This window comes from Aestuariibacter sp. GS-14 (assembly GCF_006494365.1).
GTDB lineage: Bacteria > Pseudomonadota > Gammaproteobacteria > Enterobacterales > Alteromonadaceae > Alteromonas > Alteromonas mangrovi.
The window spans coordinates 145,810-158,402 of the sequence record NZ_VHIP01000007.1 but is presented as its reverse complement, the minus strand read 5'-3'; the positions used below and the strand labels follow the sequence as shown (position 1 = coordinate 158,402).

Genomic DNA, 12,593 nt, shown 5'->3' with positions numbered 1-12,593 from the left:
AGTAAGTGTATCAGTGATTGCCTCACCAACGTAGAGCCTGTTACGATTGCAATCCCCAATCAGGTTTATTTTTATGACTGTACTTTTTCTTCCCGGCACTCTGTGCGACGAACGCGTTTGGTTTCCTGTATGGAAAAAACTGCCTGCCATGCAGCGCTGTTACGTCCCCCTGCAATGGGCCAATACCCTGCAGGATATGCTTGCTCTTACCAGCGACAGAGTACCCGACGGTGAGAAAGTGCATTTGGTTGGTTACTCCATGGGCGGATATATCGCTGCGCTGTGGGCGCTTACTTACCCCGAAAAGGTGAGTTCACTCACACTCTTAGGCTATTCACCGCTTGGTCTTACCGACGAAGAGACTGCACGTCGCAAACAATTACTCGCGGTACTTAAACAGGGCAAATTCTCTTCGCGTCAAAGCCAGTATCTGGCCAATATGATTATTCCGGATAAACACGATTCACTGCTCCCTGTGATAATCGACATGGCCGAGGATCTGGGTGGCGCAACATTACTTGCTCACGTTTCCAGCACTACACCACGTAAGGATTTAACCAGCCAGCTATCAGCGCTTGGCGTGCAGGTACACCTGATCGCAGCCGACGCTGATGCAGTTGTTCCTCTGCCGTCAATTCAAAAGGCGGCCAACAACCTGCCGAAGGCAACGCTGAGCATACTGAAACACTGCGGGCACATGATGCTGATTGAACAGCCAGAGGAAGTTGCATCACTGATCGTGAAAGGCCTGCCGATTTAATCTATAGCCCGCCAAAACCGGCCATTTCACGCTATAATCGTTGCATTTACGAGCACTAAGTGGATAATGCCGCTGCGAAACAGAGGTAGTGAACAGTATGGGTCAATTTAAAACGCAGGCAGAAGCCGAAGCCGCAGGCATTTATATCAGCAAAGTTAAGAGCTATGTTAAGCGCGAAGGCCGCTTAACCAATGGACAGGCGCGCGCGCTGGAAACTTACTGGCCAACGAAAGGTATTGAATATCAAGCTCAGCCGCTGGACCTGGCCGGCACCTTTGGCAAAGATGCCCCGGTTGTGGTTGAAATTGGCTTTGGCATGGGTAAGTCACTGGTTGCCATGGCCCATGCCGCACCAGAACTTAACTTCCTGGGCATTGAAGTACACCGCCCGGGTGTTGGCGCATGCTTAGCTGACGCAGGTGAACTCGGCGTTGAAAATCTGCGAGTCATGGAACACGATGCTGTTGAAGTTTTGAAGAACATGATCCCAGACGGCAGCCTGCATCGTTTACAACTGTTCTTTCCCGATCCCTGGCATAAAAAACGCCATCATAAACGTCGTATTGTTCAGGCTGAATTTGCCGAATTAGTGAGAACCAAATTAGCCCCTGGTGGTACGTTCCATATGGCTACCGATTGGGAACCTTATGCCCAGTACATGGCAGAAGTAATGAATGCTGCACCGGGTTATACCAATACGGCGCAGGAAGGCGATTACGTTGAACGTCCGGCCTACCGCCCTATTACCAAATTTGAAGTACGTGGCCAAAAACTGGGCCATGGCGTATGGGATTTAATATACGAGCGCACTGAATGAGTTTATCACCGGCATCTCAACTTGTTATCCGCAATATCGACCAGTTGGAGCAAGGCGACTGGTTAGTGATTAATGCTGACGATGCAGGATTGTTTCCTGCGCTGCAGGCATTCAGCCTCACGGCATTACATCAGTATTACGATGTATTTTGCCAGGCGTCCGGGCACAGCGGAGCAGCGCAGTTCGATAGCCGGGACATATGCGATAAACCCCAGGCAATTAATATGGTTGCTGAACAAGGTAATCATAAGCACATATTTGCGCCTGCCGTGACGCAAGCCAGCGCAACCGATGTGCTCATTTTCATGCCAAAAGCCAAAGCGCATTTGAACATGCTGATGGCTATGGCCGCGCATCTGGTAGGCAATACCGGGCGGGTTCACGTGATTGGCGAAAACAAGGGTGGCATCAAAAGCGCAGGCAAAGCCATGCAGCAGTTTGGTGCGGTACACAAGCTCGACTCCGCCCGTCACTGCAGTTGGATGACCTGTGATATCGAAAACGCACCAGGTCAATTTTCATTACACGACTGGACAGCCGTTGATACCTATTCACTCAAAGAGCACGAGTGGCAAGTGTGTTCATTGCCGGGAGTATTTAGTCACCGGGAGCTCGATGAAGGCACTGCACTGTTGCTAACTAAATTGCCAGCTACGCTGTCGGGCACCTTGTTGGATTTTGCGTGCGGTTCTGGCGTGATTGCAAGCTACCTGCTGAGTGTTGGTGCACGCATTCAAACTGAATTACTTGATGTAAGTGCACTGGCTTTATGGAGCAGTGCGCATACGCTGTCGCTGAATAATAGTCAGGCAACAATCATTGCGGCGGATACCCTACAGGGCGTGAATCACCGGTTTCAAACCATTGTAACCAACCCTCCTTTTCACACTGGAGTAAAAATCGACTACCGCATTTCGCGCGACTTTATTGCCGGTGTAAAGCAGCGTTTAACCAGCAACGGCAAACTGTATCTGGTGGCAAATCGCTTTTTGCCTTATGCCGAATTACTTACCGAACAATTTAAGCAACCCGCAACGCTGGCGCAAAACACCAGATTCTCTGTTTATTTTGCACAAAATTAATTTTTTCTGTGGTAATTTGTGATTCCAACATAAGAATCACGGTAAGCGCAGGAGAAACAGGTTGAAGATTGTCTTTGCTATCTCGGAAGTTGAAGATTTAGTAAAAACCGGTGGGCTGGCAGATGTCGGCAAGGCATTGCCATTGGCACTGAAAGCCGCAGGCCACGATGTCAGTATCTATCTGCCTTATTACAAAACCATCGCCAAACAACTCAATTTACCAGAGGTTTGTCCGGCGCAGACACTGTTTACCGAAAGTAAGGTGTATCACTTTACCCTTCGTCATTTAGCGTGGCGCGGTATCAATGTGTATTTTGTTGACTACCCGGAATATTTCGACCGGGATGGATTATACAACAGCGCCTATGAGGCATATGGCGACAACGGCGAGCGCTTTGCGTTTTTCAGTGGTGCCGTGCTGCATGCTTTGCAAAGCCTGAACGAACAGCCCGATATTATTCACTGCCACGACTGGCACAGCGCTATGCTGCCCTTCTTAATGAAGCAGGACCCTTCAGGCTTTTTTGCCCGCACCCGCTCGGTGTTTACCATACACAATGCCGCCTTTCAGGGCGTGCACCGGCTCGAAGACATTCCTTTTTTACGTCATCATCCTCGCATTCTGGACCAGGTACATGGCGGTTACATCAATTACCTGCAATCCGCCATTGAATGCGCCAACAAAGTGACCACAGTAAGTCCAAACTACGCTACCGAGTTGTTAACCAATCTGGGCAGCCATGGGCTTCACGACCGCTTAGTGCAGCGCGCCAGCGACCTGTCAGGTATTTTAAACGGATGTGACTACAGCCAATGGAATCCAATGACAGACGGCTATATTCCTGCGCACTTCAATGCTGATGATTTAACCGGCAAGGCAGAATGTAAAGCTAATCTGCAAAAGCGTTCAAACCTGTCTGTAGAGCCTCGCACGCCAGTGTTTGGCATGGTATGCCGCTTAACTGAACAAAAAGGGTTTGGCTATCTGGTTCCCATCCTGGACCGCCTGATGCAGCATAAACTACAAATGGTTATTATTGGAACTGGCGATCCGAGTGTATGCCAGGATTTAGGTGAATTTGCCGAGCAGCATCCGGGTAAATTTGCATTCATTAACGGCTTTAGTACTGAACATGCACATCTCATCGAGGCGGGGGCTGATTTCTTCCTGATGCCATCACAATTTGAACCTTGTGGCCTAAATCAAATGTACAGTCTGGCCTACGGCACCGTGCCTATCGTTCGGGGAGTGGGCGGTTTAAAAGATACCGTTATCGACCCTGAACAAGACCCACAGAACGCAACCGGCTTCGTGTTTTTCGACCCAACGCCCGACGCCTTATTAAATTGTATCCGTCGTGCCATGTTGGCTTATTACGAGTGTACCGATACGTTCAGAATTATGCAGCAAAGAGGCATGCGTACCCGCTTTACCTGGAAAGCGGCGGCTGAATCTTATATTGCGCTGTACGAGAGTATGCTGGCATGAAAATAACCGGATGCAACATCACAGGTAAACATCTGTTACTGATTGCAGTGATGTTATGTCCGGCAGCGATTGCCCAGGTGCCTGAACAATGCGTGCAGGCACCTGAACGCACAAGCCTTTGCCCACATACACTGTACCGTATCGCCAAAGCCCCGATTCCTGCTCTCGATATTCCCCAAGGCGGCATGGTGTGTCTGTGCTTATCTGATCTAACTGATTTACCGCTTCCTCAGCAGCCTGATACATTCAAATCCATCGCCAGCCATCTGCAGATGCCAGTGGCTGATGTGTTTATGCTATTGGAAGTCCCTGTTCCGGATTGGGCAAAGAAGTAACATCCTCCCTTTTAAAAAGCCGCTCACCGGAAACAATATCTGAGAATATCCTGCTGATTTCTTTCTTTTTTAACATTTATGCGCCAATATTAAGTTATTATCAAATACACCTTCATTAAACCATGCTGCAGACGCCGTCACGGCTATCCATTCGCAACATTTTACTTTGGCTGGTGCTGTCAATCTCCGGTGGAGCGCTGCTGATTTCATCGGTGATATCTAACTATACCCAGCATTCCAGAATGAAAACGCAACTGGAAAATGAAACGCGCGCAGTTGCCGATATGATTGCAGCAGCATCACTGCCGGTTTTATCGGTGATCCCACTGGATTTCGAACAAAAGGCGGCGCAAACCGACGCCCTTAATCTGCTGCTCAACAGTCTTAAACACTACGACGATGTATTAAACGCCCACATATACAGTATTAACGAAAGCCCCACCCCAGAGATGGTGGCGCTATACACCAAATCCAGCAACACCGCTGTAGAGAGTCGCATCGGTAACATGGCCCGGTATTACACAGCCAGATTTGACGGCGATGTGTTTGAAATTATCCGCCCGATCAACGCCAAAAACCAAACCTACGGATATGTGTATATCCGTATTTCAGCCGAGGCTTACAACGCGTTTGTGAGTAATTCCATTACAGTGCAAATTGCCACCCTGCTACTGATTATCATTGTTGCGTTTCTGGTTGCCTACCGATTTGGTCATACCCTCAGTAGCCCGGTGCAGGATTTAGTATTGGTGCTACAAAGTGTCGCGCGCAGCCGCGACTACTCAAACCAGGCCAAACATTGCAACATCAGGGAATACAATGCACTTATTGATACCATAAATGTGTTGCTTACCCGCATGCAGGAGTACGTACTCAAGCAACAACAATCCGAGCAGCAACATCAACAGTTAAACAGCCGGCTGGAAGAAGAAGTTAATCAGCGCACTGTTGCATTAAAGGAAGCCAACACTGAACTCATCCAAACCCTGGAAAAACTTCATCAATTCCAACGCCAGATTGTAGAGAATGAGAAAATGGCCTCATTGGGTGATATGGTGGCCGGGGTGGCTCATGAAGTAAATACGCCGATAGGCCTGGGTATTACTGCCTCTACCATGATGCTTGACAGACTTGCAGTGCTCGATCAGCAGTTTGCCGATAAAACCCTAAAAGCCAGCAGCATGAAGCGGTTTATTGAAGAAGGTAAAGAAAACCTCAACATTATTTATCGCAACCTTAACCGGGCAGCTGACTTAATCTCCAGCTTTAAACAGGTAGCGGTTGATCAGTCTAGTGAAGAGGCTCGCGACATTAACGTTAAGCAACTGATAGAAGAAACACTCATGTCATTGCGTCCACGTCTGAAAAAAGTTACACATAACATTCACGTGGAATGCAACGAATCACTGAATGTGGTGTCAAAAGCAGGCCCAATTAATCAAATTCTGATAAATTTAATCATGAATTCGCTCATTCATGCCTTCGAAGGGGTTGAAAATGGGCAAATTGACATCATTGCAGCATTGACGGATGACAAAAAACTGAAAATAATTTACAGAGATAACGGAAGTGGCATACCACCAACCATAAAAAAACGTATTTTTGATCCTTTTGTTACAACCAAACGGGGTCAGGGGGGGTCAGGTTTGGGTATGCATCTGGTATTTAACCTGGTCACCCAGGCACTCGATGGCAGCATAAAGCTGGAGAGTGAGCCAGGTAAGGGCGTAGAATTTGTTCTGTCCTTTCCGGTAACTGTAAAAAAACAAGTTAAATGAGCGCAGAGTAGATATTTTTCTTGAACAATGCTGGGTTAAGCTAGTAATTTAGCCTAAAGTGGCAACTAAATTGCAAGACAAAATACGCCAATAGCGATATAAATCTGTTAAACTTTGAACAGAAACACAACAATAGTAAATAGAGTGTGAACATGCAGACGCCCAATATATTGATAGTAGAAGATGAAGTGGTCACCCGCACCACGTTAAAGAGTTTGTTTGAAGCCGAAGGGTATAACGTTTTCGAGGCAGAAAACGGCGAACAGATGCATGATTTTTTTGAAAATCACACCATTAACCTGGTAATTATGGATATTAATCTGCCTGGTAAAAATGGTTTGATTCTGGCTCGGGAAGTGCGTGACCGCAAAAATGTTGGTCTGATTTTCCTGACAGGTCGTGATAACGACGTTGACCGAATTTTAGGATTAGAGATTGGTGCTGACGATTACCTCACCAAGCCGTTTAATCCACGCGAACTCACTATTCGCGCCAGAAACCTGTTGAACCGCACTAACAGCAGCGCTGAAGACGATGATTTACCAAGCCGTGTAAGCTTTAACGGCTGGACGCTGGATGGCGACAGCCGTTCATTAATATCCCCGAGTGGTCACGAATTCCGTTTACCGCGCAGTGAGTTCAGAGCATTACATCTGTTCTTGAGCAACCCAGGTAAAATCCTGACGCGTGAACAGTTGATTATGGAAATGACGGGTCGTGAATTACGCCCGAATGACCGTACTGTTGACGTAACAATTCGTCGCATTCGCAAACACTTTGAATCGCAGCCAAGTGAAGAAGAGTTGATCGTAACTATCCACGGTGAAGGTTACCGTTTCTGCGGTTCCGTAGATAACTAAAATCAGGCGAAGCATGTATTTAACGCCTGGCAATGGTTCGCATTGCCAGGCGTTTTTTGTTTCTGTCAGGATGCGTTTTTGAGCCTGGCAACAAGTGCTTGCGCTTCTTTCTCATATGCAAAGCCGCGCTGCTTATTTATTAATTGCGACACGACCTGTTGTGCCTCGCTGTTAAGCTCTAATTGCGCCAGTGTATAAGCAAGAAAGTATGCCGTGTCGGGATTATTACCATCCAGAGTATAAGCCTCACGTAACAGCTTCACCGCCTCTGCGGGCCTGTTTTGTAGTGTTAGTGACCAGCCAGCCAATGATTTCACGTACGGGTCATCAGGTGCGCTCTGAAGCGCGATTTTGGTATACTCGATCCCTTTTGCAGTATTGAAATGAAAGTAAGTTTGCGCAAGACGACGGGCAAAAGCAGGCTTTTTGTCTTCAGGCAGCAGATTTTCGTACAAATATGTATAGTGTTTTGCTGCTGACTCGAACCGCAACTGATAGTAATACAACTGAGCCAGTAAGTTGCGCGTGAATATCACATTGGGCTGCTTGGACACTTTAGCAATCAGTATTTTTTCGAACTCATCGCTGCCCACGCCGTATTGGGTTAATGTGTAGAGTTTTGCGTAAATCAGGTCGTAGTCGCCATTCAGCGACAATGCCTTATAGTAATGCCTTTTAGCGTTATTCAAATCACCCTGTTGCTCTGCCAGACGGCCCTTTAACAACCACACATCAACCTGATTAGCATGGGCCTTCACTAATTGTTTCAGGACCACTTCTGCTTCGCTACTCTGGTTTTCGTTCAGGAATATTTCCGCTAGTTTTAGGCCCGCTAACAGATCGTCAGGCATGAGCTCCCGCGCCCGGTGTAAACTTTGAATAGCAAGCCGGGAATTACCTGCTTGTAGAGCAGCATTTGCAGCAGCCACCAACAGAAGTGGATCGTTATTGGCAAGTAATGCCGCCTTTTTAATGTCGATTTCGGCCTTCTTCACTTCACCCAACGCAATGCTTAGCTGCGCCCGACGCAACAAATTTTGCACGGTGTTGTATTCCAACTCGATCAGGCGGGACAGCCCCTGAATCGCGGCAGCCAGATTATTGTTTTGTAAGCGCAGTGTTACCAGCGCTTCTATTACGCTTTGCTGCGTATCATCAAGTTGCATTAAACGCAGATACTGGTTCATTGCCTGACCAGACTGCCCTGACGACAATAACAACCCTGCATACAACTGACCAACCGCTAAATCTCTTGGCAGCCTGCTGGAAAGCTCTCTCGCCTCATTTACAGCCCGCTCGGTTTCACCTTGCTGGTAAGTCAGCCAAATGCGATTGATTTTTGCGGGTGTTAAATCAGGCGATAGTCTGAGCGCCTCATCCAATGCCGTTGCTGCATCAACGTACTGATGAAGCATCAGATGCAGAGCACCTTTAAAGTTAAGCAGATAAGCACTTTGTGGCTCTGCTCCCAACAATTGCTTTACGGCCATTAATGCGCGCTCAGGTTGATTGGCTCTGGCCATCACCACGGCATATACGGTTTGAATTTCGGTTGAGTCCGGATAACGCTGTTGCAATACGGTAAGTTTTTCAGCTCCGCGGTCCAGTAAGCCACGGGCGAGTAAAATTTTAACTTCCAGCAACTGCGCGTCAATTCGCTTAGGGTAAGTACTGATGAAGGTTTGCCAACTACCCAGTGCTTTAAATACGGTACCTTGCTCTATGAATAACTCAATCAACAACGCGTATGCAGTTGGTGCTTCCGTTAGTAATAGATCCTGGTTTGCTTCCAGAACCTTTATCGCCTCTGCCCGCTGCCCGAGTTGCACCTGAGTTTTAGCCAGCAGAACGATAGTCTGCGGAAAATAGGCCTTTTCCTTGTAAAGGTGTTCAAACTGAGTAATGGCGGTTTCAAGCGCACCTTCCTGGTAGGCAATCAACCCCTGTAAATACATTAATTCATCTGAAGGCTCGGTCAGCGAAGCCCTCAGTTTTTCAATTTGATTTTTTACAGCCTGAAGTTGCAACGCCCGTTCGGTGTTGCTTGTCAGGCTATTACTTACCAGCAGCGCGTAAGGGTCCTGCGGCGACTGCTTCAATATCGCATCAACCGTGCTTAGCGCCTGAGCGTCGTCGTTGGCGGCCAGATACAAATCGGCCATAATTCTCAGCACCAGGGGATGCTCAGGGTTTATCTGAAAAGCCAGTGCGGCATAATCCAATGCCTGCTCAATCTTTCCCTGTCCCTGACTCACCTGTGCCATGGCAAGCCAAACTCGAATATCAGTATCGTTGAATTTACGCGCTTGTTGTAAATGACGATTAGCAGCTTTCCAGTTTCGCGTTTTTATAGCGATACCGGCAAGCCCAAGGGGTTGCTCGATGTCATCAGCTATCTCGCCACGCAGGTTATAGCTTTCCCTCGCGCAGGTTTCTTCCTGCAGCGCCATACAGGATTCGGCCCGGGCCAGTAGCCAGTATGCTTTTTGGCTGTCCGGGAACGCTACATAACCCGCAAAATCCTTTATTACTTCATACTCACGTACAGCTAACAGCGCATCCGCCCACTCTCGGGCGAACAGGGATTCATCTGCACCACGCTTTATTGCGTCGTTGAACGTAATAACTGCTTGAGGATAGGCCTTTTGCCGGCTCTGGATCTTGCCAAGCAAAGCCAGTGCAGGCAAATATTCGGGCATTGCTTGCTGACAACGCTTAAGGTGAATCAGCGCGGTATCCGCATCGCCTTGTTCGTAACTGAATTCGGCTTTTTCACACTCGATTGACGCCGTATCAGATTGTGACTCAGCATTTACCCCCCCAATAACAAGGAGTAATACTACTACTTTCGTGAGTCTTGTAACGGCGGCGTATGCCATTTGCTTACCAAAAATAATTGAGTACAAAGGTAACTTTATATCCTGTAACCGGGGCATAGTGATTGCCATAATATTACGAATTTTAAAAAGCAAAAAGGCTGGGATCCCAGCCTTTTCTTAACCATGTGTATTTTTGCGCTACTTACGACGTTTCAGTGCAAGGGTGGCGATCAGACCACCAAACAACAAAAAGAATACGGGTGGTGCGGGTACTTCTTCACCAGAAGTGTTACCTGGCGGCACATACGTGAACAATTGATTGTGCAGTTCAACCGTACCTGTATAAGACAGCGCTGCAAAACCGCCATCGAGACTACCGGTACCACTGGTGATGTCTGCATTGGGAGCTAACACCGAACCGTTCCAGCCGTCGCCATTAAAACCAATTGAGGTGTAATCGTAGAAGTTCCACAATACCAGAGAGGCAACCTGTTTTGTAAAGTTACCAAAAGCCTTAGCGTTAATACTCAACGCACCGGTACCTGCCACGTTAATAATAATTGGCACTGTGGGCGTAAAACCAAAACTAAAGCTACCGTTTAACAAATCAGAACCGTTGATATTAAATACCAGCAGATCATCGCTACTGGTCGATTCAAACTTCAGGTTATTCATATCTGAGGTGTTAAACGTACCGTTAGCAGTAAGTGACTTGTAATAATTACTGTCGTCAATCACGCTTTGATAAATCGCATCAAACTGATTTTGAAGCACACTCTGACTTTGCTGAACGACAGCACCACTGCCGTTTAAAATCAGGTTTGTACTGCCAGCCGAACCGCCGTAAACAATATTACCGTTTTGGGTTTTTACATCGTTTGCAGTGATGTTGCCAACAACGGTTACAGCGTCAACCACGGGGTCTGCCGCTATACGGCTTGCAACATCCAGCGACTTGCCAGCCATATCGATGTTGCCACCAATCATAATGCGGCCTTCGATATCACTGCTGGTGTTCAGATCGTTTTTCAAAATCAGGTTATAGGTACCTACATTTTCAACGGACGCTACTGTGCTCATCGACACGACAACGGCTAACGACGCTAATAATTGATTAAGTGTTTTCAAAGATCTGTACCTTATTTCTTCCCTGCCGCTATTAAGCAAATATCGATCCAAAAAATAACCATATGAATTTTATGATTAAATTATTTAAAAAAAACCAACTTCTTAAAAAGTGATAAAAATCCTGACAGATCGTACCACTTATTTTTAAGCGCCCGCTATGGTCATTTTATCCAGTAACACAGATCCCGTGCTTACGCTGCCACGAGCGTCCTGCTGTGCACCAATTGCAACGATGTTGGCAAACATGTCCTGCAACGTGCCTGCAATGGTTATTTCGTGAACCGGATACTGAACAATACCGTTTTCTACCCAAAACCCAGCGGCACCACGCGAATAATCGCCGGTAACGATATTCACACCCTGCCCCATAAGTTCAGTAACCCATAAACCTGTACCCATGGTTTTGAGCAGTTCGGCATCGCTTTGCCCCGTATGGTTCACAATCAGGTTGTGAATACCGCCCGCGTGCCCGTTAGTGACTGTATTGAGCTTTCTGGCCGAATAACTGGTGTAAAGATAGGTTGAGAGCAAGCCGTCCTCAACAATCGTCATGTCGCGGGTTGCCACACCTTCACTGTCGAAGTTGCTGCTTGCCAGCGCGCCTTTCAAATGTGGTCGCTCAATGATATTTAGCCAGGATGGAAAAACCTGAGTGCCCAGCTTGTCCAACAGGAACGACGAGCGACGATAAAGTGACCCACCGCTGATGGCGCCAATGTAATGCCCAAATAGTCCCGCCGCAATTTGCTTATCGATCAGTACTGGCACCGTTGCGGTTTTGATTTTTCGTGCACCTAAGCGATCTACCGTTGCTTTTGCCGCTTCCTTGCCTACCTGTTGAGGGCTGTCCAGTAAGCTGGCATTGCGATTAACGGTATAGGCGTAGTCGCGCTGCATATCTTCGCCCTGACTGCCAATTACCATACAGCTAAGGCTATAGCGACTGCTGGTGTATCCCGCATTGATCCCATGCGTGTTGCCATACACCCGTAGTCCAATGTTGGCGTTGTAACTGGCACCATCGGTATTGGTTATCCGCTCATCGTAATCCAGCGCAGCGCTTTCCGCAGCAATGGCGGTTTGAATGGCCTTTTCGGGGTCCAGCGGAATCGGATGATATAATTCTAAATCCGGAAACTCAGTAGCCATCAACTCTGCGTCGGCAAGGCCGGTACAAGGGTCTTCACTGGTGTAGCGGGCGATATCCACAGCCTTTTCAACGGCCAGTGTCAATGCTGACATACTGAGATCGGCTGTAGACGCACTGCCTTTATGCTTGCCCACATACACGCTGATGCCCAGTCCGCCATCATTGGTAAATTCAATATTTTCAACTTCACGCATACGGGAAGATACGGAGATCCCTTCCACTTTCGACATACTGGCTTCAGCCTGCGTTGCCCCTTTTTTCAGTGCCAGACTCAGTACATCGGCAACTTTAGATTGAATTTCTGCGAGTTGTTGTTCGATTTGCATAGAAGTTTCGCTATAAATGTCCATTGTTCATGGGCTACAATTTACTATT

At 47.5% G+C, this 12,593-nt stretch carries 10 protein-coding genes; 7 read left to right on the top strand and 3 right to left on the bottom strand.

Going from position 1 to position 12,593, the window contains the following annotated elements; translation table 11 throughout:
- The first annotated feature begins 73 nt into the window (after positions 1-73).
- The 7 genes from FJ444_RS13155 to arcA all read left to right on the top strand — a co-directional run bounded on the left by FJ444_RS13155 (position 74) and on the right by arcA (position 7,121).
- Positions 74-760, top strand: a complete 687-nt coding sequence (locus tag FJ444_RS13155) for an alpha/beta fold hydrolase (protein WP_140958818.1) — start codon at positions 74-76, stop codon at positions 758-760.
- Positions 761-857: 97 nt separating this feature from the next.
- On the top strand, positions 858-1,577 hold the full coding sequence (gene trmB, locus FJ444_RS13150) for a tRNA (guanosine(46)-N7)-methyltransferase TrmB (RefSeq protein WP_140958816.1): 720 nt from the start codon (positions 858-860) through the stop codon (positions 1,575-1,577).
- Positions 1,574-2,659 (top strand): methyltransferase, encoded by a 1,086-nt coding sequence (locus FJ444_RS13145; protein WP_140958813.1) that lies wholly within the window; start codon positions 1,574-1,576, stop codon positions 2,657-2,659. The genes trmB and FJ444_RS13145 overlap by 4 nt, the downstream gene beginning before the upstream one ends.
- Before the next feature lie 61 nt (positions 2,660-2,720).
- The gene (gene glgA / locus FJ444_RS13140) at positions 2,721-4,148 is read left to right on the top strand and encodes a glycogen synthase GlgA (protein WP_140958811.1); all 1,428 of its coding nucleotides are present in this window, start codon (positions 2,721-2,723) and stop codon (positions 4,146-4,148) included.
- Positions 4,145-4,483: a hypothetical protein gene (locus FJ444_RS13135; protein ID WP_140958809.1), complete on the top strand. Its 339-nt coding sequence runs from the start codon at positions 4,145-4,147 to the stop codon at positions 4,481-4,483. Before glgA ends, FJ444_RS13135 begins: the two co-directional genes overlap by 4 nt.
- Before the next feature lie 122 nt (positions 4,484-4,605).
- The gene (locus FJ444_RS13130) at positions 4,606-6,261 is read left to right on the top strand and encodes a sensor histidine kinase (protein WP_140958807.1); all 1,656 of its coding nucleotides are present in this window, start codon (positions 4,606-4,608) and stop codon (positions 6,259-6,261) included.
- Between the two features lie 152 nt (positions 6,262-6,413).
- Positions 6,414-7,121: a two-component system response regulator ArcA gene (gene arcA, locus FJ444_RS13125; protein ID WP_140958805.1), complete on the top strand. Its 708-nt coding sequence runs from the start codon at positions 6,414-6,416 to the stop codon at positions 7,119-7,121.
- 65 nt (positions 7,122-7,186) lie between these two features.
- Here the strand turns inward: arcA and FJ444_RS13120 are convergent, their stop codons facing one another.
- The 3 genes from FJ444_RS13120 to pmbA form a co-directional block, all read right to left on the bottom strand.
- Entirely contained in the window at positions 7,187-10,057 is a 2,871-nt protein-coding gene (locus tag FJ444_RS13120; RefSeq protein ID WP_181405159.1) for a tetratricopeptide repeat protein, read from the bottom strand.
- An 81-nt stretch (positions 10,058-10,138) separates the two neighbouring features.
- Entirely contained in the window at positions 10,139-11,068 is a 930-nt protein-coding gene (locus FJ444_RS13115) for a choice-of-anchor A family protein (RefSeq protein WP_140958801.1), read from the bottom strand.
- Between the two features lie 144 nt (positions 11,069-11,212).
- Entirely contained in the window at positions 11,213-12,544 is a 1,332-nt protein-coding gene (gene pmbA, locus FJ444_RS13110) for a metalloprotease PmbA (RefSeq protein WP_140958799.1), read from the bottom strand.
- Between the last annotated feature and the right edge of the window lie 49 nt (positions 12,545-12,593).

Coding starts and splice junctions, on each gene's coding strand:
- FJ444_RS13130 (WP_140958807.1), top strand. CDS start 4,606: ATGCTGCAGACGCCGTCACGGCTATCCATTCGCAACATTTTACTTTGG.
- FJ444_RS13120 (WP_181405159.1), bottom strand. CDS start 10,057: ATGCCCCGGTTACAGGATATAAAGTTACCTTTGTACTCAATTATTTTT.
- FJ444_RS13155 (WP_140958818.1), top strand. CDS start 74: ATGACTGTACTTTTTCTTCCCGGCACTCTGTGCGACGAACGCGTTTGG.
- pmbA (WP_140958799.1), bottom strand. CDS start 12,544: ATGCAAATCGAACAACAACTCGCAGAAATTCAATCTAAAGTTGCCGAT.
- trmB (WP_140958816.1), top strand. CDS start 858: ATGGGTCAATTTAAAACGCAGGCAGAAGCCGAAGCCGCAGGCATTTAT.
- FJ444_RS13135 (WP_140958809.1), top strand. CDS start 4,145: ATGAAAATAACCGGATGCAACATCACAGGTAAACATCTGTTACTGATT.
- FJ444_RS13145 (WP_140958813.1), top strand. CDS start 1,574: ATGAGTTTATCACCGGCATCTCAACTTGTTATCCGCAATATCGACCAG.
- arcA (WP_140958805.1), top strand. CDS start 6,414: ATGCAGACGCCCAATATATTGATAGTAGAAGATGAAGTGGTCACCCGC.